The sequence below is a fragment of the Martinezella lusitana genome, from assembly GCF_014207095.1.
GTDB classification, from domain to species: Bacteria; Pseudomonadota; Alphaproteobacteria; order Rhizobiales; family Rhizobiaceae; genus Rhizobium; species Rhizobium lusitanum_B.
This window is the reverse complement of sequence record NZ_JACHBG010000009.1, coordinates 26,584-48,569: the sequence shown is the minus strand read 5'-3', so window position 1 is coordinate 48,569 and position 21,986 is coordinate 26,584. Positions and strand designations below refer to the sequence as shown.

Annotated in this window: 22 protein-coding genes and 1 riboswitch; of the genes, 8 read left to right on the top strand and 14 right to left on the bottom strand. The window is 60.4% G+C overall.

The genetic code is table 11. From position 1 onward, the window contains the following. Nucleotides 1-2 precede the first annotated feature (2 nt). The 6 genes from GGD46_RS19225 to GGD46_RS19200 form a co-directional block, all read right to left on the bottom strand. Nucleotides 3-1,022: a branched-chain amino acid ABC transporter permease gene (locus GGD46_RS19225; RefSeq protein ID WP_184706808.1), complete on the bottom strand. Its 1,020-nt coding sequence runs from the start codon at nt 1,020-1,022 to the stop codon at nt 3-5. Then, on the bottom strand, nt 1,019-1,915 hold the full coding sequence (locus GGD46_RS19220; protein ID WP_184706806.1) for a branched-chain amino acid ABC transporter permease: 897 nt from the start codon (nt 1,913-1,915) through the stop codon (nt 1,019-1,021). The genes GGD46_RS19225 and GGD46_RS19220 overlap by 4 nt, the downstream gene beginning before the upstream one ends. Continuing rightward, nucleotides 1,912-2,640: an ABC transporter ATP-binding protein gene (locus GGD46_RS19215; protein WP_184706804.1), complete on the bottom strand. Its 729-nt coding sequence runs from the start codon at nt 2,638-2,640 to the stop codon at nt 1,912-1,914. The genes GGD46_RS19220 and GGD46_RS19215 overlap by 4 nt, the downstream gene beginning before the upstream one ends. Then, nucleotides 2,637-3,311, bottom strand: coding sequence for an ABC transporter ATP-binding protein (locus tag GGD46_RS19210; protein WP_409527693.1), 675 nt, complete (start codon nt 3,309-3,311; stop codon nt 2,637-2,639). The genes GGD46_RS19215 and GGD46_RS19210 overlap by 4 nt, the downstream gene beginning before the upstream one ends. Before the next feature lie 85 nt (nt 3,312-3,396). Continuing rightward, nucleotides 3,397-4,710 (bottom strand): ABC transporter substrate-binding protein, encoded by a 1,314-nt coding sequence (locus GGD46_RS19205; RefSeq protein ID WP_184706799.1) that lies wholly within the window; start codon nt 4,708-4,710, stop codon nt 3,397-3,399. Nucleotides 4,711-4,779: 69 nt separating this feature from the next. Then, on the bottom strand, nt 4,780-6,231 hold the full coding sequence (locus GGD46_RS19200) for an aldehyde dehydrogenase (protein ID WP_184706797.1): 1,452 nt from the start codon (nt 6,229-6,231) through the stop codon (nt 4,780-4,782). Nucleotides 6,232-6,471: 240 nt separating this feature from the next. Here GGD46_RS19200 and GGD46_RS19195 point away from each other — a divergent pair, with 240 nt between their 5' ends. Beyond that, the gene (locus GGD46_RS19195) at nt 6,472-7,368 is read left to right on the top strand and encodes a helix-turn-helix transcriptional regulator (RefSeq protein ID WP_184706795.1); all 897 of its coding nucleotides are present in this window, start codon (nt 6,472-6,474) and stop codon (nt 7,366-7,368) included. A 22-nt stretch (nt 7,369-7,390) separates the two neighbouring features. Here GGD46_RS19195 and GGD46_RS19190 read toward each other — a convergent pair whose 3' ends face one another. The 6 genes from GGD46_RS19190 to GGD46_RS19165 all read right to left on the bottom strand — a co-directional run bounded on the left by GGD46_RS19190 (nt 7,391) and on the right by GGD46_RS19165 (nt 12,814). Beyond that, nucleotides 7,391-8,611, bottom strand: coding sequence for a DUF1501 domain-containing protein (locus GGD46_RS19190; RefSeq protein ID WP_184706793.1), 1,221 nt, complete (start codon nt 8,609-8,611; stop codon nt 7,391-7,393). A 2-nt stretch (nt 8,612-8,613) separates the two neighbouring features. Next, nucleotides 8,614-10,128: a DUF1800 family protein gene (locus GGD46_RS19185; RefSeq protein WP_184706791.1), complete on the bottom strand. Its 1,515-nt coding sequence runs from the start codon at nt 10,126-10,128 to the stop codon at nt 8,614-8,616. A gap of 75 nt (nt 10,129-10,203) precedes the next feature. Next, on the bottom strand, nt 10,204-10,653 hold the full coding sequence (locus GGD46_RS19180) for a periplasmic heavy metal sensor (RefSeq protein ID WP_184706789.1): 450 nt from the start codon (nt 10,651-10,653) through the stop codon (nt 10,204-10,206). Further along, nucleotides 10,650-11,099, bottom strand: coding sequence for a hypothetical protein (locus tag GGD46_RS19175; protein WP_184706787.1), 450 nt, complete (start codon nt 11,097-11,099; stop codon nt 10,650-10,652). The genes GGD46_RS19180 and GGD46_RS19175 overlap by 4 nt, the downstream gene beginning before the upstream one ends. Then, the gene (locus tag GGD46_RS19170; protein ID WP_281414680.1) at nt 11,092-11,802 is read right to left on the bottom strand and encodes an RNA polymerase sigma factor; all 711 of its coding nucleotides are present in this window, start codon (nt 11,800-11,802) and stop codon (nt 11,092-11,094) included. The genes GGD46_RS19175 and GGD46_RS19170 overlap by 8 nt, the downstream gene beginning before the upstream one ends. A gap of 199 nt (nt 11,803-12,001) precedes the next feature. Next, nucleotides 12,002-12,814, bottom strand: a complete 813-nt coding sequence (locus GGD46_RS19165; protein ID WP_184706783.1) for an EF-hand domain-containing protein — start codon at nt 12,812-12,814, stop codon at nt 12,002-12,004. A gap of 507 nt (nt 12,815-13,321) precedes the next feature. On the opposite strand from GGD46_RS19165, the gene GGD46_RS19160 reads away from it, so the two are divergent. Continuing rightward, nucleotides 13,322-13,963, top strand: a complete 642-nt coding sequence (locus GGD46_RS19160; protein WP_184706781.1) for a TetR family transcriptional regulator — start codon at nt 13,322-13,324, stop codon at nt 13,961-13,963. A 131-nt stretch (nt 13,964-14,094) separates the two neighbouring features. Here the strand turns inward: GGD46_RS19160 and GGD46_RS19155 are convergent, their stop codons facing one another. Next, a complete protein-coding gene (locus GGD46_RS19155) occupies nt 14,095-15,189 on the bottom strand; it encodes a porin (RefSeq protein WP_184706779.1) in 1,095 nt (364 codons plus the stop codon). Nucleotides 15,190-15,797: 608 nt separating this feature from the next. Further along, nucleotides 15,798-15,909, top strand: a riboswitch (TPP riboswitch). 91 nt (nt 15,910-16,000) lie between these two features. Here GGD46_RS19155 and thiC point away from each other — a divergent pair. The 6 genes from thiC (at nt 16,001) to GGD46_RS19125 (ending at nt 20,896) form a co-directional block, all read left to right on the top strand. Continuing rightward, nucleotides 16,001-17,827, top strand: coding sequence for a phosphomethylpyrimidine synthase ThiC (gene thiC / locus GGD46_RS19150; RefSeq protein WP_184706777.1), 1,827 nt, complete (start codon nt 16,001-16,003; stop codon nt 17,825-17,827). Between the two features lies 1 nt (nt 17,828). After that, nucleotides 17,829-18,809, top strand: coding sequence for a glycine oxidase ThiO (thiO, locus tag GGD46_RS19145; RefSeq protein WP_184706775.1), 981 nt, complete (start codon nt 17,829-17,831; stop codon nt 18,807-18,809). Continuing rightward, nucleotides 18,800-18,997, top strand: a complete 198-nt coding sequence (gene thiS / locus GGD46_RS19140) for a sulfur carrier protein ThiS (protein WP_184706773.1) — start codon at nt 18,800-18,802, stop codon at nt 18,995-18,997. Before thiO ends, thiS begins: the two co-directional genes overlap by 10 nt. Nucleotides 18,998-19,000: 3 nt before the next feature. Beyond that, the gene (locus tag GGD46_RS19135; protein ID WP_184706771.1) at nt 19,001-19,774 is read left to right on the top strand and encodes a thiazole synthase; all 774 of its coding nucleotides are present in this window, start codon (nt 19,001-19,003) and stop codon (nt 19,772-19,774) included. Then, nucleotides 19,771-20,385, top strand: a complete 615-nt coding sequence (locus GGD46_RS19130; protein WP_184706770.1) for a thiamine phosphate synthase — start codon at nt 19,771-19,773, stop codon at nt 20,383-20,385. The genes GGD46_RS19135 and GGD46_RS19130 overlap by 4 nt, the downstream gene beginning before the upstream one ends. 157 nt (nt 20,386-20,542) lie before the next feature. Next, entirely contained in the window at nt 20,543-20,896 is a 354-nt protein-coding gene (locus GGD46_RS19125; protein ID WP_184706768.1) for a hypothetical protein, read from the top strand. A 106-nt stretch (nt 20,897-21,002) separates the two neighbouring features. Here the strand turns inward: GGD46_RS19125 and GGD46_RS19120 are convergent, their stop codons facing one another. Further along, the gene (locus tag GGD46_RS19120) at nt 21,003-21,866 is read right to left on the bottom strand and encodes a DUF1989 domain-containing protein (protein ID WP_184706765.1); all 864 of its coding nucleotides are present in this window, start codon (nt 21,864-21,866) and stop codon (nt 21,003-21,005) included. Nucleotides 21,867-21,986 lie beyond the last annotated feature (120 nt).

Genomic DNA, 21,986 nt, shown 5'->3' with positions numbered 1-21,986 from the left:
CGCTATTGCTTGTCTTTGAAAAGATCCGAGATGGTCAGCCGGTAGCCGACCGGCAACAATTGGAGATCAAAGCGTCGCTCGATCGCGCCCCACAGACCCTGCGGCAAATAGAGCGAAAACAGCAGAGCTGCCGCGCCGAGACCAACCAGATACCAGACCCCCGTCCCGCCAAAGACGGTTTCAATCACGAAGAACAACAGCGCCCCGAGGATCGCGCCCTCGAACTTGCCGATGCCGCCCACGAGCACCATGAAGATCATGTAGGCCGTCCATTGCACGCTGAAATAGGTCTTTGGCTGGAAGGTGACCGCGGTCGCCAGCCACAATCCGCCGGCAACGGCGATACCAAAAGCAGCAAGAACGAAGAGCAATCGCTTGGTCGCGGCGACGCGGACGCCGACTGAGGTTGCTGCGTCCTCATTGTCACGGATCGCCTGCATCGCAGCGCCAGCCCGGCTGCGCATCAGGGCAAAGAGGGCACCAAGCAAGGCGATCATCGCTGCAAGTGCCAGCCAGTAGATCGCCACTCGCCGCACACTGTTGTCATAGCCATTCAATGCAATGAGCGAGGTGCCGGTTTCCCCCTGAATGAGCCGATCGAGATTGACGAGCAGATGGGCAAGCTCGGCGAGCACCCACATGCCGATCGCAAATTCCCCACCCTTCAGCCGCAGCATGAGCCATGACAACGGCACGGACAGAATGCCGGTGATAACAGCCGCGGCAAACACCGAGACAAATGGATCCAGTCCTGCATCCGCCAGACGAATGGTGAAATAGGCGCCGAGACCGAAGAAGACCTGCTGGCCGACGGAAACCAGACCGCCGAAGCCCGCCAGCGCATTCCACATGGCAGCAAGGACGACGTAAATGAACAGCGTGGTCATCCGGTCGATGGCGCCGGCCGCGAGAACCGCGGGCGAAGCGGCCAACAGGATGACAACAACGATCATCAGAGCCAATGTCCGTCGGGACGAGGCGGTCCAGCGCTCGACAGATATTCCGGGAACAATCGTGGTCATGTCGGGCTCCGAAGAAGAGCGCGGATCCTACTGAGCCCCGGCAAAGGGAGCTGGCGGAGCCGAACGAATAGGACGAGCAGAAAGGCGATGTGGCCACCGATCAGGAAACCCTGCGGGTGGATTTGAGCGCCGATGGATTGCGCCAGGCCGAGAACGATGCCGCCAAACAGGGTTCCCCAGAGAGAACCCGCACCGCCGATCACCGCCGCTTCAAACGCAAACAGCAGCTGCGGCCCACCCGAATAGGGATTGAAGGTCGCCCGCATCGCGAGGAACGCCCCGGCGATGCCTACGGTGACCATGGTAATCGCGGTTGCAACCGCATTGACCTTGCGAGCGTCGATGCCGACGAGACCTGCCGTATCGGGATCCTCCGCCGTCGCACGAATGGACCGGCCGAGGGCGAAACGGCTGAGGAAGAGCTGCAGGCAGCCGAGAATAACGATCGCGCTCGCCATCATCAGCACGGCCAGCTTACCGACGAAGATATGGCCCGGCAGTTGCCAAGAAGCGTAAGAGAGATTGCCGATAAACGGCGCCAGCGAGCGCGTGTCGGCGCCGAACTGCTCGAACAGCAGATTGTCGATCACGATCGACAAGCCGAACGTCGTCAGGATCGGCAGAAGCGTGCCGCCGCGAGCGCTTCGCTCGAGCACAAATCTCTGCAGCACCCAACCCATGACCGCCATGACTGGCAGGACGATCAGCAAGCCGGCGAAAGGCGGAACGCCGAGTTTCGCAGCCAGCAACCAAAGGCCGTAGGCAGCGACGACGGCAAGGCTGCCATGCGCGAGATTGATGACGCGCATGACCGAGAACATGAAGGACAATCCGCAGGCGATGACGGCATAATAGCCACCGAGCAGGACACCTTGAAGCAAGGTATTGATCATGACGCGCTCCTTTCGGCCGTTGCCCGATGCAGGCCGAAATAGGCTCTGGTGACATCGTCGCGCGTGACGCCTGACGCCGGTCTATCAAGGACGATATGCCCCTCGAGCATGCAGATGATGCGGTTTGCCACGCTCATCGCCCGCGACAGGTCCTGCTCCACGAGAACGATCGTCGTGCCGGATGACAAAAGGCCTTGCAGCTGTTGGTAAACCCGATCCACGACCAGCGGCGATAGCCCAAGCGATACCTCGTCGAGCAGCAGAATATCGGGATTGCTCATCAGCGCCCGGCCGATCGCAGTCGCTTGCTGTTCGCCACCCGACAAATGGCCGGTCTTGGCATGGCGGCGCGGCTTCAGATTCGGAAAGGCGTCGAAGACCCTCTCGACCGTCCAGGCGCCCTTGCGGCCCGAACTCTTGCCGAGCAGCAGATTTTCCTCGACCGTCATTTGCGAAAACAACCGCCTGCCTTCCGGCACCAGGGCAATGCCTTTCGCAATGCGTTTGTGCGACGGGATGAGCGTGATATCGGCGCCGTCGAGCAAGATCTGACCACCGGCGGGAAGATGCGCGCCGGCAATGGCGCGCAGCAATGTCGTCTTGCCGGCACCATTGGCTCCAACGAGGGCGAGCACTTCACCCTTGGCGAGGTCGAAACTGAGGCCGCGCACTGCTTGCAGCAAGCCGTGGCGAACATCGAGATCGCGAATGGAAAGGATCGTCATGCGGGCGTTCCTCCCAGGTAGGCACGCACCACGTCGGCGTCGTTCATGACAGCCTTCGGATCACCATCGGCAATGATCTTACCGGCATCCATGCAGATCAGCCGATCGACGACCTGCAGCAGGATATGGACCATATGTTCGATCCAGACGATGCCGATGCCCCGGCGGCGCAATTCGAGAATGGTCTCGACCAGTTCCGCAGCTTCGCCGTCGGTCAATCCACCGCCGATCTCGTCGAGCAGCAGCAACCGGGGGGCCGTTGCAAGGGCGCGGGCCAGTTCCAGTCGCTTGCGGTCGAGCAGGCCAAGCGTGTCCGCCCGGCGGTTGGCGACGCCGAGCATGCCGCAGAGCCGCAAGGAATCAACCACCCGCTCATAGGCCTCGTCGCGCCCGGACGCCTTGCCATGGGAGGCGGCGACAAAGACGTTTTCGAAGGTTGTCATGCCACTGAATGGTTTGGGAATCTGATGCGTTCGCACCAGGCCAGACCGACAGCGATCGGCCGCCGTCAAGGCGGTGACGTTCTTTCCATCGAAGGAGATCGTCCCCGCACTCAGCGGAAAGGCACCGGCGAGCGCGCTCAGCAAGGTCGTCTTTCCCGCTCCGTTCGGACCGACAATGCCGACGGCGTCGCCGTCTCCCATGGAAAAATCGATGTTTTCGAGAACCACAAGCGCCCCGAAGCGCTTGTGGATTCCCTTGGCCGACAGGAAATCCCGGTCTGGCCTATGTCGTTCTTGCTCCCGCACGATAGTCTCACCCATTATAAGCAATGAGCTTGGCCGCGACGGGCACGTTCGGATCGGTCGCGTGCTCAGTGACGACATAGTCGAGCGCGAATTTCGAACCTGCAGGCGCCTTCACCCATTGCGTGCCGATGATCGGCCCTGGAGACACGTTGGCGACGGGACCGCTGGTGAAGTCCACCTTTCCGGCGATCGTGGTTGTCTTCAGCGTGCTCATTGCCTTGGCGACGGCCTCCTTGCTCTTGGCATCGGAAGCAGCCTTGAGAGCGTCAAAACCGGCATCGAGAAGCGAAAGGCTCGCACCGAGCTGCTGAGTCCATTGCTTGCCGCTTACCGCCTCATAGCCATCGGCAAGCTCGGTTCCGGAGACACCCGTCAATGTCGACTTGTAGGGAAAGGCCTTGTGCCAATAGGCGGCACTGCCGATGTTCATGCCGAGATCGCCGAGCGCCTCGATGTCAGACGGAAAGAGCCCGGTCTTTGCGATCTGGCAAATCTTGATCTGCTGGGTGAGCCCCTGCTGCGCCGCCTGCCGCCAGAAAGCGGCGAAATCCGGCGGGATCGGGAAGCTGTTGAAGATCTCCACGCCTTCCTGGCGAAACAGCGCGATCTGCGAGGAGAAGTCTGTCGTTCCAGTCTCGTAGGCGCCGGGGTCGACGATGGTGAAGCCGGCCTTGGCGAGCGCCGGCGCCAGATTGGCGCGGATCGCATTGCCATCCGCATCGTTCGGATACATGACGCCGACCTTCTTGTTGGTCTCGATCAGGTTCCACTGCGAAATATAGGTCTTCAGGAATTCTCCGACGCCAAAGCCGAAATGATAGGTCCATTTGAACGGCGACGGTGCGCCGGGCTTGGCGCCACGACCGAAATACCAGGCCTCCCACGGCATAACGGTCGACAGGCAGGGAACGCCCGCCGCCTCGCAGGCATCGGCAACGGGATTGATCGTCTCCGGCGTCGAAACGGCCAGCATCAGATCCACCGCCTGATTGTTGATAAGATCCTTTGCCAATTGTCCGGCCCGTGAAGGATCGGACTGCGTGTCGCGGTCGAGGATCTCCACCTTCCATGTTTTACCCCCGGCCTGCAGGCCGCCGGCCAGGGCCTTGCGCGCGAGATCCAGAACATAGCCATCCGTCTCACCGAAACCGCCAAGCGGCCCCGTGCGCGGGCTGATAAAGCCGACCTTCAGCGTATCGTCTGCGGCAAAAGCGGCACGGTTGCCGATTGCCATTGCGGTGGCACCGGCTGCCGTCGCCGCCATAAACCCGCGCCGCGTCAACCCACTCGTCAATATCGGTCTGTTGAACTTATCCGTCATGTGATCTTCCTCCCTTTTTGTCGGAGCCCTCTTACTCCGCATGCCCTTGTGCATTTCCGGCCGCCAACGTCAGATCGGATAGTCTCGCCTGCCCGATGCAAGCGTGATCCAGCGTAGCTCCGTGAATTCGTCGATGGCCGCCTTGCCGCCAAAGCGGCCGTAGCCGCTTGATTTGACGCCGCCGAACGGCATTTGCGGCTCGTCTGCCACCGTTGCTTCGTTGATGTGGCAGATACCGGTCTCGATGCGCTTTGCGACGATGAGCGCCTGATTGATGTCGCGGCTGAATATCGCGGACGACAAGCCATATTCATTGTCATTGGCGACGGTGATCGCCTCATCGATGCTCTCGACGCGGATAATCGCAGCGACCGGCCCGAAGCTTTCCTCGCGATAGATGCGCATGGCGGGCGTTACCTGGTCGATGATCGTGGCGTCGATCAAAGTGCCGCGCGCTTGCCCGCCACAGGCGATCACCGCCCCTTTCTGCGTGGCATCTTCCACGAGGGCGCGAACACGCCTTGCCGCTTCCGCAGTGATCATCGTTCCGAGCGGCGTGTTGCCGTCGCGCGGATTGCCCGCGACAAGTGTCTGAGCCTTCGCCTTGAACTTGTCGACGAACTCATCGGCAATCGCCTCCATCAAGATAATGCGTTCGGTCGACATGCAGATCTGGCCCTGGTTCATGAAGGCACCGAACGCGGCGGCCCGCACGGCCTCATCGATATCGGCATCGGCAAGCACGATGAACGGCGCTTTGCCGCCAAGTTCCAGCAGGCATCGTTTGAGATGCCGCGCCGAGGCTTCGGCGATGAGACGGCCGACGCGCGTCGAGCCGGTAAAATTGATCCGGCGCACGGCAGGATGCGCGATCAATGTCTCGACGATTGCCGCTGCATCCTTGGGAGCATTTGTGATGACATTGACGACACCCGGCGGGAAACCCGCATCGCGCATCACCTCGCCGATAAGGCAGTGAGTTCGAGGGCAAAGTTCGGATGCCTTCAGGATGACCGTATTGCCGCAGGCAAGCGGCATGGCGATAGCACGGACGCCGAGAATGATCGGCGCGTTCCACGGGGCAATCCCAAGGCAGACCCCGGCTGGCTGACGCACGGCCATAGCGAGGCTGCCTTGGTCGCTGGAGGGTATGATTTCGCCAGCGACCTGCGTCGTCATGGCGGCTGCCTCGCGCAAAATTTCGGTTGCGAGGTCACAATTGATCGCAGCCCAGAGCGCGGTTGCTCCGGTTTCGCCGACCATCGCTGCAACGAATTCTGCCCGACGTGCCGTCAGAATGTCGGCCGCTCGGTTGAGACATATCCGGCGCTCACCAGGCCCGGTCTGCGACCAGGCGGGAAAAGCCGCCGCTGCGGCTGAGGCAGCGCGGGCGGCATCCGCCACCGAAGCCGCCGGCGCGATGGTGGCGACATCGCCGGTCGCCGGATCGATGCGTTCGAAAGTGGCTGCGTCCAAAGCATCGGACGCTTCATTATCGATCAGCAGCTTTGCCACAAACATCGCGATCGTCCACATTTGTGCAGGCACCGCCTGCAGTTTTCCGGATGGGAGAGGGACGCAGGCCGGCGTAGCGAGATGGAACCGCAAGCGCCTGATCGTTCCTGTGGAGGCCTCCTCCCAAAGGCTCATGGAGAGAGATTACGTGGTTACCGAGAGCTTTGAATGTGATTTTCTGGGTTAATATTGCAAGTATCTGGCAATCATGTCATCGGTTCGTCATGCCACACAGAGGAGAGTGCGTTGGTTTCCGACAGCGGCATTCATCTGCATGCGCGAGGAGAATGGCACGAGCCGTCATTGACGCTTCGGACGATCCGCTTTCAGAAGGGCCTATACGCGCAGTTTCATCATCTCTACGTGCTGCAAGCGGGAACGGCGACATTGGCGCTGGAGGGAGAAGAGCCAAGATCCCTGCAGGCACCGACCATCGCCTATATGCCGCCGCAGTCGCGCTGCGAGCTGCATATGGCTGCCGGGGCCGCGTGCTTCATCATTGGTGCCTCGCCGCAAATCATCGTCGACGCAATCGGTGATCGCGCCGAATCCTATGCGCTCAGAATCTTCAGCGAGCGGCCATGGTTCATGGCCGAGCCGGATGCCGGCGCCGTCAACGAGCTGCAGCCGCTGGTCGCGGGCTTCGTGCGCGAGCTCGGCGACCCCTCCCGCGCCTCATGGATGGCGATTGCAGCCTATATGCGCCTGATCTTGATGGCGCTTTGGCGGGCCGCCGGCACGGAAGCTGCCGAGCAGCGCGGACGTGGCGGTGGAGCATCGGTGCTGCAAAGATACCGGCAGCTTGTCGAGATCGGTTTCCGGCAGCATCGATCGATAACGGATTATGCCCGGGAGCTCGGCGTGACCACGGATCGGCTGCACTCCATCTGCCGCAGCGAGCTTGGCCGTTCGCCCGTTCAGTTGCTGCACGAGCGGGTCGTGCAGGAGGCGAAACTGCGATTGGAGCGATCCGCTCGCACCGTCCAGGAGATTTCCGATGGGCTCGGCTTCCGCGATCCCACTTATTTCAGCCATTTCTTCAAGAAAAAAACCGGCTTCTCGCCCGCCATCTATCGAGACCTCGCCCGTAAGAGCGAGGCCTCAACGGTCACCTTGTCCTCGGGCTACGCCGATTGGCCCTGATATCGGGACATCCGGATATCGATCATACGATCAGTCCCTTCATCGGCATGACATGATCGGAACCTGGGAAGACGTCGCGCGCCAGCACCGCAGGTGACGCACCAAGCAGATCGACGGCGATCCCCTTGATGACTGCGCGCAGGTCGGTCGTCGCGGCAAGATCTCGGCCGTCACGCAGTTGCGGCGGCTTGAGACCCGGCCAATCTGCAATCACCCGGCCGCCCTTGATCGCACCACCGGCAAGAAAAGCCGTTGTCCCGGTGCCATGGTCGGTGCCGTCCGTGCCGTTGACCTGCGCCGTCCGGCCAAATTCGGTCGCAACGACGATCGCCGTATCCTTCCACACCGGTCCAAGTTCTTGCTGGAAGGCCGCCAGTGAATTATCGAGCCCGACAAGCAGCTTGTTCAGCCGGTCAACTTCACCGGCATGGGTGTCCCAGCCTTCGAAGGCAAGGGCAGCGACACGGGGACCGTCATCTTGCGCCAGCAGGCGCGCAGCGCCTCTCGCCATCTGCTCCATGCCTGTCGGATCGCCAGGACCGCCCCTTGCCTTGACGTCGAGCCCGGCCGCGATCTTTCCGGTGGAAATGCCCTCCGCCAGGATTTTCGCGAAAAGCGGATCAGTGTGAGTGTAGAGATCCATCAACCGCGGCGGCAAGTCGTCGCTGACGGGCTGAAGATTGGACGGCGACCAGCCGAGGACCGGCGCCTTGCCTCGAATAACCAGCGGCGCATTGGCGCCAACCGACAATCCACGGACCGCCGATGCATCTGGAGAAACTTTATCGCCCTTGGGAAGCCCCTCGAGCATCCGATTCAACCAGCCTGAATCGACGCGGCCGGGCATTTCATAACCGGATTCCAACACGTCCTGACCGTCGAAATGCGATCGATCGCGATAGGGCGTCGCGCTGGCATGGACGACAGCCGCTTGTCCCGCACGATAGAGCTGGTTGAAATTCGGCATCGAAGGATGCAGCGCAAAGAAGCTGTCGAGCGGCAGCGCCGCATGCGGACCGCTCGTCGTCATGGCGATCGATTGCCGCAAAGCCTGATAATCGGGGTCACCAATGGGTGGGACGGCCGTCAACCCGTCAAGCGCACCACGCAGGATGATGGTGATGAAACGCGGGTCACGCCCGCCCGCGGCATAGGCGAAGCGCGGGATGAAGGCCCAGGCAAACAGGGCACCGGAAGCGCCAAGAATGGCGCGGCGAGTAGGAGTCATCAATTCGCAAGTCATGATCAACGCCTTTGAAATTCGGGGGAAAGGTAGGCGATCGCTAGGCCCTGACTGCGCGTTTCCGCTCGCGACACGGCCTGCAGCGTTTCCTTCGAAAGAAGCGGCCCCAGACTGTCGGAGATGAAACGGCGGGGATCGATCTGCGGTGGCACCGCATTCGCTATCATGTTGGCAACATCCATGCGCATGCTAAGGCTCTCGCTGGACGCCCAGACATCGACGGTATCGGCAAACCCGTTCGGTCCGGCTGGAGCCCAGAATGGTTGACCCATGGCATTCAGGGTGCCGAGAATGACATTCGGCTTCGGCGTTTCGCCGCTCGCGCGCAGAAGCGCGGTCATGAATTCCAGCGGCGAGCGAACCTTTGAAAGTGTTGGATTCCAGGCGTCTTCAGAGCCGACGAGCGCGCTGTAGACGGCCGAGAGATCGCCATCGGTCTTGCTGAAGGTGGCAGCAACCGTCTGCACAAGTGCCGGCGGCGGCGTGTCGGCGACGAAATGCCGGACTAGCTTCGTGGCGATATGCTGCGCGGTCGCGGGGTGGCGGGCAAGATCCCGCAGCACTTCACGCCCCTGCCCAACGCCGTTGTCGGCATAGGTGAGACCAAGGAGTGTCTGATCGCCGGGCTCATGTGCGCCGGCATTGAAGACGAAAGTCCCGGGAGCGCCGAGCTTTCCTTCGGCGCGCGCCACCGTCCAGCCGGTGATGATCTTGGCAAGCGTCGTCACGTCGGTCTGCGTGTAGCCGCCATTGACGCCAAGCGTGTGAAGTTCCAGCGTTTCGCGAGCGAGGTTTTCGTTCAGACCGCGCTTCTTGTTGCCGTTGGCTTTGGAGTTTGGCCCGATCGACTGCTGATTGTCGAGATAGCCGAGCATGGCCGGATGGGTTTCGACGGCAAGCAACATGTCGGCGAAACGCCCGAAGACATGCGGGCGAATGGCTTCGCGCTCGAAAGCGCCGGCAACGATATGGACCTCTTCGCTCTTCGAGACTGCGACCGCGAAGTGGTTTGCCCAGAACATGGCAAGCCGCTCGCCAAAACCGATGAGCGGCTGCCGGATGGTGCCGTTAAAGCGGGCATCCACCTCGGCAAGCAGGATCTGCTGCGGAAGATAGGGCATGGCGGGCTGCATCGGCTTGTCGGCAGGCTTGCCGGGTGGCGGCACCATTGCCTGATTACCCGGTTGGGCAGCCATGGCACCGGCAGGCTGTGGTGCAGCCTGCTGCGGCCGTGGCGGACCTTGCACCAGCTTGTCCTGCGGCGCGGCGGCAACAGCAGTGACCGCCTTCTGCCTCGCCTGCTTGCGCTGCTCCTGAAAAGCATAAAGAGAAACCAGAAGATTGGCCGTCGATTGAAGTTCCGGCCCGACTGGAACAGGAACGAAGCGTTCGGTGATCTCTTCCATTAATGCTCCGCGCGGATCGGATGCGATCGGCGCGGTGCCATTGTGGTCAGCTCCCAACCCGAACCGGGAAAGGGCGAGCGCGGCATAAACATCATTCGATTGCTGAGCCATGTTCCTGCCAACTCCTGTATCAAACACATAGCTTAAACGCGAGTGCGTTTCCGATCCGTCGGTCGGCGAGTGTGATCATTTCGTGACGGCGGCCCTCGGCACGCTGCGCCGGATCATGCTTTCGGCAAGGGCGCGGCGTTCGTCGTAAGAAAGCGTTGCAGCGAAATCCACGGCGCGTTGCTCAAGCTTGGCCCGCAAGCCGATATCGGCGTTGCGCGCCCTTGCCAATGCAGCCGAGAGTGCCGCCGTATCCAGTGTCGGCTGGCCTAAAATCGAAGCGGCATCGACCTTGGCCTGCTGCGCATCGAGAATGGTCTGGCGCTCTTCCTTGCGTGCCTCGTTGAGAGCAGCCCTCAGTGCCTTCCTCTCACCCGACGGCAGTTGTTCGCCGCCCAGGGGCATTGCACCGACGGGTGCCCGCGAATTGCGGATCCAGGTCAATCCCCCGCCCGCCAGCCCCGCGATCAGAAAGGTGTTCAACACGAGCAGCGCTATGACCAATATTCGGAAACTGCGATCTGTCATTGGCTTTCCTGCGTTATGGTCACGTCCGATCCGATGTCGCCGAACATGGTGCTCGTCCCCTCCGACACGACGGTGGCTTCCGATGTTAGGCTTGGCGCCAGCACGGCGATGGCGACGCTGCCGGCAAAGGCGCCGGCAAGTCCGACGCCGACAAGACCAATGCCCGCCGAGCCGAACCGGAACCAGTTGCGGATCCGCGACCGGCGCGAAAGCTGCCCGACGATCTGGCTACCAAGGCGCGCGGAAACCGGTTTCAGCGTATAGGTGTCAAGCAATGCATCGAGATCAGCGGCGCGATCCAGCACATCATACGCATTGTTTTGTGCGGCATATTCGCGGGCAGCCGCGCGCTCTGCCTGCGGCCAGCGGCTGATATCGCCGCCATAGGCGTCGGCCATGTCGGCGAACCGCTCGCTACTCATCGGACCTGCGATATGTTCAACCATCGCCCTGCTCCTTCAACAAAAGCGCCTGCAACGAGCGCCTTCCCCGCGCCAGCAAGCTCTCCAATGCGTCCACGCTGACATCCATGATCGCAGCCGCTTCCACATTCGACAGCGCCTGATAGTAAACCAGAATGATTGCCTCGCGCTGCCGAGGCGCAATCATCTGCATGGCCAGTTCCACCCGCCGCGATGGATCTTCCTCGCTCATCAGCCCCGCATCCGGTGCCGGCCCCTCATATTCGATTTCGGGCGGCGACTCGGCCAGAACGTCCTTGCGCCGGCGCAGGCGGTCATAGCAAAGGTTGATCGCCACGCGATGCACCCATGTGCTGAAGCGAGCGTTGCGCTGGCGCCAGCCGCCGGCATTTTTCCACACGCGCAGGAAGGTTTCCTGCGCCACATCCTCAGCTTCGGCGGCATCACCGAGCATTCGGGTTGCCACTGAAAGGATACGCGGCAGCTGCCGCGTCACCATCATGCGCATCGCCGGCACATCGCCGGCGGCGATGCGGCCCACCAGATCCCCTTCCAGGTCGCCATTCTCGGGCGTGCGATCCCTTTTCATCGACAATCGCCACCGTCCAAAATTCGAGCGCTCTGCGCATTGCACGCCCCTTCCCCGCCGTTGACAAGAGGGCTGTGTCTGTTCGTCTTTCCCGGCACGGGATACCAATCCGATCGCAGCGTCTCTTTCCTTCGACATGAAGCATGGGGTCTCAACCGTTGAACGGCCAGGCTGTCGAAATCCGTCGCTCCGGCATCGCCGATCTTGGATTATTTCCGCAGACCCGATGTCTCTTTCGGGAACCACAAAAAGCCGGCTCGCGCAGGCCGGAAGACCGCAAGGTCTCCCACCGAGCTGCCGGCCCATGCAAAAATCCGAATACCGAGGCGATTTCTTATCAGAGTGTCAGCAGGTCGGTTGTCGTCTGATCCTGCGTATCGGAAGCGTAGAGATTGCCAAGTTCCGCGGGCTGCGGGCGCTGCGCCTTGACTGCCGCTTCGAACTGGCTTTGCGTTAGGGATCCCGAGCCAGACGTATCAAGGCTGCCGAACAGTGCAGTCGCCTGATCCGCACCCATGTCGGACGGTCGCGCAGCAACGAATTCAGCTTCCGTGACATTACCGTCGCCATCGGTATCCATGGAGGAAAAGGCCTTGGAGAGCTCCTCATCGCCCGTCCTGCCGCCATGGTGCATATGATGGCCGGCCTTCATCGCCTTTGCCAGTTGCTCTTCGGTGAGCGAGCCGGTCTTATCCTTGTCGAAGCTTTCAAACAGCTTGCTAGCCTGGTCCGCACTGACACTTGCCGGACGCGCGGCAACGAATTCCGCCTCGCTGATATCGCCATCGCCATTGGTGTCCATGGCTTTGATCAGATCAGCCTGCTTACTGCGTTGAGAGTTCGCCGCCGCTACAGATTGAGAGCTTGATGTCGAGCCGGCAGAATCGCCGTCGGAGTTCGCGCTCGAACTGTCAGCATCGCCACCGCCGCTACCGGACTGAAGAGTGAGAATAACGTTCATCAACTGCGCGATCAGTTGCTGGGCGGCAGAAATCTGAGACTGGTCGTCCGATGACGAAGAGGTACCTGCATCGGGTGAAGAGCCGGCGGCCGGGATCAAGGATGCCGAATCGTCGTTGACAGACGATGTTGAGCGAGATGTCTGATACTGAAAATAGCGATTGGACAGAACTGAGGTAATGCTCGTCATTGGGGCCTCCAGGTGCGAGCGTTGAGAGGGACTCCGATGGCCTGCGCGCCACACGAACTCAACACAGAACCGCCAAGGCACGCCCGCGCAGACGCAATGCCACGGCTCTTGACCATCGATATGGGCGGAGGATTGCCGAGGACGGAGATCAAAGCCGCTCTGTGCCCCGGTTTGGCGGATAAAGCCAATCATGAAGCGGCTGAACTCAGAATCGCCCGAAGTTATTTGTCGCCGTCATGGCGCTATCGGCATCTGCACATTTTCGATATTGCACTTCCCAACGCCGCGAAATTGCACAGGGAAACTTGTGCGTGGCTTATAGGTGCTTGACGAATACCTCTCGTTGCGATTTTCTTTCTCGATTTTTAGAGAATGTCCAAACTTCGCTTCGCCGCCCTATGCTGCAGATCCAAGAAGATGACGAGCACCGGTGCGACGTTGATGGAGCAAGAAACTAAGAATAAGAATGAGGGGGTCGCTTGAGAATGGGCACATGTGGAGAACTGAATGAGGCGCACTAAGGAGGAGGCTGCAGAAACGAGGAATGAGATTTTGCAGTCCGCAAAAGCGCTGTTTCTCGACAAAGGATATGAAAACGTAAGCCTGGAAGAAATTGCCACGGCGGCCGGTGTGACGCGGGGGGCGGTTCACTGGCACTTCAAGAACAAGCAGGGGCTGATGTTCGCAATCCGCGACGAGGCCCAGCAGCCATTCGATGAATTGGCCGAGCGGATGTCGCGGGAATTGCCGCCCAACCCACTCGACCTTGTTGCCGACGCCATTGCATCCATATTCGAGGACGTTCAGCACGACCCGCGCAAGCGCAGCATGCTGAAGGTCATGATGCATCTCGATATGGCTTTCTGCGACGGCACGACGAACCGTGCCAGCTCCTTCCGGCAGGACATGCACGACAATTTCGAGCGTATTTTCAAGTTGATGAATGAGAAGACCCAACTGCCGTCGCCCTGGACGCCGGATACCGCTGCGTCAGCGCTGACAGCCGTCATCGGCGGCCTGATCACCGAATGGACGCTGGATCGGGGCAATTTCCAGCTCGTGCCTTGCGGGCAGATGTTCATCAAGATGGTTTTGAAGACTTGGTTTCCGTCGGTCCAGACACACGACATGGCGACGCCTGTCGCCTGAAACTAAAAAGGATCCGGAGGGAAAGCCGGATCCTTTCTCTTTGATCGGAGGTCAACCGATCACGATGAGAAGCCTGACGGATTGGAACATCAGGCCTCTCTTACCCGGCGCGGGGCCGGGTAATCTCTCAATTAGAAGCTACGCTGGAAGCGCAGGATACCAGCCCACTGATCCTGGTTCACAGAATCGAAGTTGGTGTAGGATACTTCCGGTTCGATGAGCAGGTTCTTGACCGGGTTCCACTTCAGGTTCGTGGTCGCGGCAAAGATCTTCGAGTCGGTGTAGGCGAGCTGCAGATTCCACTTCAGCTTTTCGTTGATCGGAACGCTTGCACCGCCCCAAACAGCCCAGTCACCCCAGCCGCACTTCGACGCATCCGTAACGGGGCAAGCCGAACGGTCGACGTTGGTGCCGGCATACTTGTTGAGCTTCTTGCCGTCGGTGTTCCAGCCACCCATCAAGAAGGCCGAGAATACGCCGAAGTCAGCGTCTACACGAGCCTTGATAGCGCCTTCTTCGACGATCGAGTCGTAACCGCCGACAACCTTGAAGCCCCATGCGCCGGACTTGAAGCCAGCACCGGCGACAACGTCAGGAGCGTAGTGGTTGGACTTGTCGTCTGTCCACCAGCTGGAGCCGTAGGAGTTCTTGCCGTCCGAAGTGGAGTTGCTGTCTTCGAGCGAGATGACTGCCGTGAAGCCGTTGCCGGCATCGTAGTTGTAGGTCAACTGGTTCAGTTCGTACGGGCCGTCATAGACCACGTCGTCGTTGATGACGTCGCCGGCATAACCGGTGTACGAGACATACTGCGAATCGGCCTTACCAACGAGGAAGCCACCGAGGCTGATGTTGGCGAACAACAGCTTGGAGTCTGTGGAGTTGCCTTCCTGCCAGTCCCAACGCATGACAGTGTTGGTCTTCAGCGGGCCGTATTCGGTGTCGGTCGCGGTGTCGATGCTCAACTCTGCGCGGGTGTGCCAGAGCGTGCCGTTATGGGTGTTCGGGCTGTAGGCGTCATACCACTTGCCTTCGGTACGAACCATGCCGCCGATCTTGAGGCAGGTTTCGGTGCCCGGAATGAAGAAGTAGCCTGCACCATATGCGTCGCAGATACGAACGTATTCCAGCGGCTCTGGCTCAGCGGCAACGATGGCGTCGGCCGCATGGGCACCGGATACTGCTGCCAGCGCAGCAGCGGAGCCGAGAAGAAGGCTCTTGATGTTCATTATAAACTCCTGGTTTTAATTCGCATTTCGAACTTACCGCGAGTGCAAAGCTGCAATACCACCTCAAAATTCGGTTCGGTCGAAACGCGACAGGCAGCCCGGCAGATACGCACATAATGTTGGCTTGAGTCCCCTCTAACCTCCATACTTGACCCCGCGGCAAAGGCCTTGAAATGCCTCTACCGATCCGGCCGATCACTCGACCGCAAGACAACTTGTGTCCCGCATCTGAGTTACAAACAGTCCGTATGTTTGTCAATTATGTGAAACCCAACCTGGCATTAGTCTTGAGTGCTGTTGCCTAAATGCAACTCCTGCCTGAGAGCCGTCGACATTTCCCCAGCCATGGAAATAACGTGTCTCGCATATCGGCAGGAGCACATGAAACACTCGCCCCGCATATGCCCACGGGTTAACCGGCACAGATGCATGGCATGCCGATCCGCAACCGTTAGTGGGGCCGTCCTGTCGGCAAGCGCGGCCGGAGCAGGAAGGCGGCACCCTCGTCCTCAACAACTTCGCCATGACGAATCAGCAGCTTTGGTCGAACGTGACCCATGACAACCCCAGCAGGGTTGACAGCAACGGAAGAGACGGCTTAGCCTTCCATCATTCACCAGGGGGGTCCCGGCAAGGGGCTGAGATACTGCTAGCGTGCGCAGTGACCCGTTGAACCTGATCCAGTTCATACTGGCGTAGGGACGGTGCGAGCGCTTGAAGGCTTCGGATTCCCGCTTGGATTCCATGCCGGCGTCTTTTCATCATTCCGGCTGATGACTGGGTCTCCAACCGCAACTTGGAGCCTCAAACCATGACCATTGCCGCAAAGAACATCACCCCAACCGTTACCACCGGCCCATTGCCGGCGTCACGCAAGATCTATATTCCCGGCGATATCCATAGCGACATCCGCGTGCCGATGCGCGAGATCAGCGTCCATCCGACAGCCGGCGAGCCGCCGGTCGTCGTCTATGATTCGTCGGGTCCCTACACGATCGAAGGTGCCGATATCCGCATCGAACAGGGCCTGCCTCAGCTGCGCCGCGACTGGGTGCTCGCCCGAGGCGATGTCGAAGCCTATGAGGGCCGGCATATCCGCCCGGAGGACAACGGCTTCGTCAGCGGCGACAGATTGACGCCGGAGTTTCCCGGGCAGCGGCAAGCTTTGCGGGCCAAGGACGGCAAGGCCGTGACCCAGCTTGCCTATGCGCGAGCCGGTATCATCACGCCGGAGATGGAATTCATCGCCATCCGCGAAAACCTCGGCCGCAAGGCGAAGGCCGAAGCCCTGGTCCGCGACGGCGAAAGCTTCGGAGCCCATATTCCCGACGATGTAACGCCGGAATTCGTCCGCCAGGAAGTCGCCGCCGGGCGTGCGATCATCCCGGCTAACATCAATCATCCCGAAAGCGAGCCGATGATCATCGGGCGGAACTTCCTGGTGAAGATCAACGCCAACATAGGCAATTCCGCCGTCACATCCTCTATGGCGGAAGAGGTCGAGAAAATGGTCTGGGCCGCGCGCTGGGGCGCAGATACGGTGATGGATCTGTCGACCGGGCGCAACATTCACAACATCCGCGAATGGATCATCCGCAACTCGCCGCTGCCGATCGGCACGGTGCCGCTCTATCAGGCGCTGGAAAAGGTCGGCGGCATTGCTGAAGATCTGACCTGGGAGGTCTATCGTGACACGCTGATAGAGCAGGCCGAACAGGGCGTCGATTATTTCACCATTCATGCCGGCGTGCGCCTGCATTACATTCCGCTGACCGTCAATCGCGTCACCGGCATTGTATCGCGCGGTGGCTCGATCATGGCCAAATGGTGTCTCCATCACCATCGCGAGAGCTTCCTCTACGAGCATTTCGCCGAAATCTGCGACATCTGCCGCGCCTATGACGTCTCCTTCTCGCTCGGCGACGGCTTGCGCCCGGGCTCGATCGCCGACGCCAACGACGCAGCGCAATTCGCTGAGCTAGAGACACTTGGCGAGTTGACCAAGATCGCCTGGGCAAAGGATTGCCAGGTGATGATCGAAGGCCCGGGCCATGTGCCGATGCACAAGATCAAGGAGAACATGGACAAGCAGCTGGCCGTCTGCGGTGAAGCGCCTTTCTACACACTCGGGCCGCTGACCACGGACATCGCGCCGGGCTACGACCACATCACCTCTGGTATCGGTGCGGCGATGATCGGCTGGTTCGGCACCGCTATGCTCTGCTATGTCACGCCCAAGGAGCACCTCGGCCTGCCCGACCGCAACGATGTCAAGACCGGTGTCATCACCTATAAGATCGCCGCCCATGCGGCCGATCTCGCCAAGGGTCATCCGGCGGCGCAAGTGCGTGACGACGCGCTGTCGCGCGCGCGCTTCGAGTTCCGGTGGGAAGACCAGTTCAACCTGTCGCTCGACCCCGATACCGCCCGCAGCTTCCACGACGAGACCTTGCCGAAGGAAGCGCACAAGGTCGCACATTTCTGCTCGATGTGCGGCCCCAAATTCTGTTCCATGCGGATTTCGCACGACATTCGTGCCGAGGCGCAGAAGGAAGGACTGGATGCGATGGCGGCCAAATACCGCGACGGCGGCGACCTCTATATGCCGGTCGACACGTCGGCCCATCCGGCCGAATGAGATGCGTGTGCTCATCAAAGGGGCCGGCGTTGCCGGCCTCACCGTCGCCCACGAACTTTCCCTTCGCGGGGCAGATGTAACCGTTCTGGATCCATGCGCGAACTTCGATCAAGCGGCCTCGTGGCTCGCTGGCGGCATGCTGGCGCCCTGGTGCGAACGGGAAAACGCCGATGAGGCCGTGCTCAAGCGCGGCTTTGATGCCGCCGACCGATGGGGGGAGATTCTACCTGGCGAAGTCGTGCGCAACGGAACTCTGGTCGTCGCGTCGACACGCGATCAGAACGAGCTGAAGCGGTTCGCCGCGCGCACCACCTGTTATCGCTGGGTCGACGAGAATGAAATCGCGGTTCTCGAACCCGCCCTTGCCGGGCGCTTCAGGAACGGACTGTTCTTTGCGGAGGAAGCCCATCTCGATCCTCGCCGCGTGCTGCTTGGTTTGAAAGCACGGCTTCTGACACATGGTGTTGCTTTTGTTGCAGCGGATGTTTGCGAGGATGATTTCTCTGAGATCATCGATTGCACAGGCGCTGCCCGGATCGGACACACTTGTGACCTGCGTGGCGTTCGCGGCGAGATGCTGTATCTCCACACGGAAGAGATCACGCTCGCCCGACCCATCCGCCTGCTGCATCCGCGCGTTCCGGTCTATATCGTCCCCCGCGACGACGGGCTTTTCATGGTCGGAGCCACCATGATCGAAACGGACTTCGACGGGCCGATCACGGCACGATCGCTGATGGAACTGTTGAATGCGGCCTATGCACTGCATCCGGCCTTCGCCGAGGCCACCGTGGTCGAAACCGGTGCCGGCATCCGCCCTGCCTTTCCCGACAATTTTCCGCGTGTGACCCGAGAAGGCAAAACCACAAGCCTCAACGGCCTTTACCGCCATGGTTTCCTATTGGCGCCGGCAATGGCGGTCGACGTTGTGGATCTTGTCTTTCCCGAGGAGTCAAATCAGAGGAGCCCCAGATGCGCCTGATTATCAATGGCGAGACCCAGACCATCGCCGTCACCACACTTTCACAGCTACTTGCAGCGCTCGACTACGAGGGCGACTGGCTCGCAACGGCGGTCAATGGCGATCTCGTCCACCGGGAGGATCGCGACGACCATGCGCTGAACGACAATGACAGGATCGAAATCCTCACTCCGATGCAAGGGGGCTGAACCATGCTCGATCTTTACGGCGTCAAGGTCGCATCACGCCTTCTTCTCGGCACCGCGCGCTATCCTTCACCATCGGTTCTCGCCGAGGCAGTCAAGCGATCCGCGACGGAGATCGTCACTGTGTCGCTACGGCGCGAGGCGGCAGGCGGACGCAGCGGCGGCGCATTCTTCGAGATGATCCGTCAACTCGGCGTTCGCGTTTTGCCCAACACCGCCGGATGCCACGGCGTCTCGGAAGCGGTACTGACGGCAAAGATGGCCCGCGAGGTATTCCAGACCAACTGGATCAAGCTCGAGGTGATCGGCAATCATGACACGCTGCAACCGGATGTCTTTGCACTGGTCGAGGCGGCGCGGATTTTGACAAGCGAAGGCTTTGAGGTCTTCCCCTATACGACGGACGATCTGGTCGTGGCCGAACGACTGATGGAAGCCGGATGCAAGGTCCTCATGCCTTGGTGTGCGCCAATCGGTACCGCGGCGGGGCCGCTCAATCCGTCCGCTCTTCGCTCGATACGGGCGCATTTTCCCGAAATGCCGTTGATTGTAGACGCCGGCATCGGCCGGCCCTCGCATGCGGCAACCGTCATGGAACTGGGCTTCGATGCAGTGCTGTTGAACACCGCCGTTGCCGGAGCACGCGATCCGGGCATCATGGCAGAAGCGTTTGCCGGGGCCATCGATGCCGGAAGGCAGGCCTTCAATGCGGGCCTGCTGGAGCCGCGCGACATGGCCGTGCCATCAACGCCGGTCATCGGAAAGGCGGTGTTTGCATGAGGCTCGATCCATTTTATCTGATCGTCGATAGTGTGGCATGGATCGAGAGGCTGGTGCCGCTCGGCGTCAAGCTTGTGCAATTGCGTATCAAGGATCGCCCACTTTCGGAAATCCGAGCGGATATCCGCAGGGCAAAGGCCATCTGCGCGACCAACGGATGCCAATTGGTCGTCAATGACTATTGGCAATTGGCGATAGAGGAAGGCTGCGATTTCCTCCATCTCGGCCAGGAGGATCTGGCGGCGGCAGATCTCGGCGCCATCCGAACAGCGGGGCTGAAGCTCGGGCTTTCGACCCATGACGGCGCCGAGCTGCAAACAGCGCTCGCAGCCGACCCCGACTACATCGCCCTCGGGCCGATCTACCCTACCATTCTGAAAGCCATGCCTTGGGCACCCCAAGGTCTCGAACGCATCGGCGAGTGGAAAGCCATTGCCGGCAATATTCCGCTTGTCGCGATCGGTGGCCTGACCGTGGAGCGGATCCCCGGGGTATTCGAGAACGGCGCCGACTGCGCTGCCGTCGTGACCGATATCACGCGCAATCCCGATCCCGAATCGCGGACACTGGAATGGCTGAAATCGACACGCAGGCACGATTCGGTTGGCTGACCCATTGCGGAATCGCCTCCAGAACGGCAGAGTTTTCAGGCACTGGCGCCGATGAACGGCCCATTCATAGAATATTCAGCTGAACATAATCATGCTTTAGACGTTGAATAGATAGCTCGCGTATTCGCTGAGCACGAAGACTGCTTTGGAGGTAGTCATGATAAAGAAAAAGATTCTCACGGTTTTGCTGGCCGCAACGGTGGTAGGCGGCGCGCTGGCTCCCGCAAGCTACGCACAGGCGCAGTATTATGACGGTCGAGCACCCTATCGTGGCGACTGGCGTGGACATGACGACTGGCGCCGCCATCACCGTCACAACAATGGCGCGGCAATCGCAGGCGGCCTAGCTGCCGGCCTCATCGGCGGCCTTATCGTCGGCGGCGCCCTTTCCAACCGGGGTCCGGTCTATGAAGTCGCCCCCCCGCCGCCGAGATGCTGGTTCGAGAGCCAACCGGTTCAAAATCAGTATGATGACGGCTATCACTACGAGCGCGTGCGCGTCTGCAACTAAGCAGCCGATGAGCTGTCTGCCCTCTCAGATGCTAGATCTGATGAAGAATTTTGATTTGCCGGCGGTCTGACCGCCGGCAATATATATTTGGCGACTATCCGCCCACTTAAAGACCATGCGTTCTCGGATAGGCATTCGGCTCGGGAAAATTCCGACCAGCAAGGCTCGTGGGATCAGGCCGCCAGATCTCGATACCCAACGGATAGCAGGGCGCCGCATCGCTTGAGTGGCCGCTGCCGCAATCGCCGCCCGGGCAGGCGGAAATGGCCCCCAAAAGATCAATCTCCGCAAAGAATTCGATGAAATCGCCGGGCCGCACTGGGCTCGCTTTCATGAAATATTGATGGGTGTCGCGCGTAAAGCCCGTGCACATGAAGACATTCAGCACATCATGCACGTGCATTTCAGCGTCCCGAACGGGAATGCCCGTTGCTGACGCAAGCGCGCGCGACAAATTCGAGTGGCAGCAATGGTGGTAATCATTACCCTTCAGCAGCCGGTTCGTATAGGGATCGCAGCGCGTGCCGATGACATCGTGAACGCCGGCGCCATCGTTATCCCAGCCATACCAGCCAAGCGTGTCATGGGTAATCGTCGCCATCGGGCGCAGATAGGGCAAGTTGCTCCACAACCGATCGCCGACGCCGACATGCGTGGCGTGAAGCGCTCGCGTTTTGCCGCTAAAGAAGCGCTCCGAAAGGTCGTCGGCATTCCACAGATTGAGGTCGCCGACCTGCGGCCCCTCCCTGCCGACGATGCGAAAAAAGTGGCCCTTCGGCACCCGAAAGCCGCCGGCTTCCCGCGGTGGTACGATGATCTCGTCGACCTTAGTCATGCTTTGCCTTGCGGCCTGAAGAATATTCAACCCGGAAGGCGGTAAGGTCTCATTCGGATAGACAACGACCGGCGGCTTGCTGCGCCGTTCCTCTGCATCAGCTGGCGCGGCAACATCGCGGATTTCTTGCTTCATTGTCATATAGGTCCTTGGACGGTTGAGGATTTTAACCTTGCTTGCATTCGAAGCGGGCAATGTCGCAAGCGGCGCCATCCATGCTACGATTGAATGCGCACTGTAAATCGATCGCGACCA

Bases quoted from the DNA above. Each gene is read 5' to 3' on its own strand.
- GGD46_RS19160 (WP_184706781.1), top strand. From the start codon at position 13,322: ATGAGGCGCACTAAGGAGGAGGCTGCAGAAACGAGGAATGAGATTTTG.
- thiC (WP_184706777.1), top strand. From the start codon at position 16,001: ATGACCATTGCCGCAAAGAACATCACCCCAACCGTTACCACCGGCCCA.
- GGD46_RS19205 (WP_184706799.1), bottom strand. From the start codon at position 4,710: ATGACGGATAAGTTCAACAGACCGATATTGACGAGTGGGTTGACGCGG.
- GGD46_RS19130 (WP_184706770.1), top strand. From the start codon at position 19,771: ATGAGGCTCGATCCATTTTATCTGATCGTCGATAGTGTGGCATGGATC.
- GGD46_RS19180 (WP_184706789.1), bottom strand. From the start codon at position 10,653: ATGACAGATCGCAGTTTCCGAATATTGGTCATAGCGCTGCTCGTGTTG.
- GGD46_RS19215 (WP_184706804.1), bottom strand. From the start codon at position 2,640: ATGACGATCCTTTCCATTCGCGATCTCGATGTTCGCCACGGCTTGCTG.
- GGD46_RS19175 (WP_184706787.1), bottom strand. From the start codon at position 11,099: ATGGTTGAACATATCGCAGGTCCGATGAGTAGCGAGCGGTTCGCCGAC.
- GGD46_RS19155 (WP_184706779.1), bottom strand. From the start codon at position 15,189: ATGAACATCAAGAGCCTTCTTCTCGGCTCCGCTGCTGCGCTGGCAGCA.
- thiS (WP_184706773.1), top strand. From the start codon at position 18,800: ATGCGCCTGATTATCAATGGCGAGACCCAGACCATCGCCGTCACCACA.
- thiO (WP_184706775.1), top strand. From the start codon at position 17,829: ATGCGTGTGCTCATCAAAGGGGCCGGCGTTGCCGGCCTCACCGTCGCC.
- GGD46_RS19200 (WP_184706797.1), bottom strand. From the start codon at position 6,231: ATGTTTGTGGCAAAGCTGCTGATCGATAATGAAGCGTCCGATGCTTTG.
- GGD46_RS19120 (WP_184706765.1), bottom strand. From the start codon at position 21,866: ATGAAGCAAGAAATCCGCGATGTTGCCGCGCCAGCTGATGCAGAGGAA.
- GGD46_RS19185 (WP_184706791.1), bottom strand. From the start codon at position 10,128: ATGGCTCAGCAATCGAATGATGTTTATGCCGCGCTCGCCCTTTCCCGG.
- GGD46_RS19135 (WP_184706771.1), top strand. From the start codon at position 19,001: ATGCTCGATCTTTACGGCGTCAAGGTCGCATCACGCCTTCTTCTCGGC.
- GGD46_RS19165 (WP_184706783.1), bottom strand. From the start codon at position 12,814: ATGACGAGCATTACCTCAGTTCTGTCCAATCGCTATTTTCAGTATCAG.
- GGD46_RS19190 (WP_184706793.1), bottom strand. From the start codon at position 8,611: ATGACTTGCGAATTGATGACTCCTACTCGCCGCGCCATTCTTGGCGCT.
- GGD46_RS19225 (WP_184706808.1), bottom strand. From the start codon at position 1,022: ATGACCACGATTGTTCCCGGAATATCTGTCGAGCGCTGGACCGCCTCG.
- GGD46_RS19170 (WP_281414680.1), bottom strand. From the start codon at position 11,802: ATGTCGAAGGAAAGAGACGCTGCGATCGGATTGGTATCCCGTGCCGGG.
- GGD46_RS19220 (WP_184706806.1), bottom strand. From the start codon at position 1,915: ATGATCAATACCTTGCTTCAAGGTGTCCTGCTCGGTGGCTATTATGCC.
- GGD46_RS19125 (WP_184706768.1), top strand. From the start codon at position 20,543: ATGATAAAGAAAAAGATTCTCACGGTTTTGCTGGCCGCAACGGTGGTA.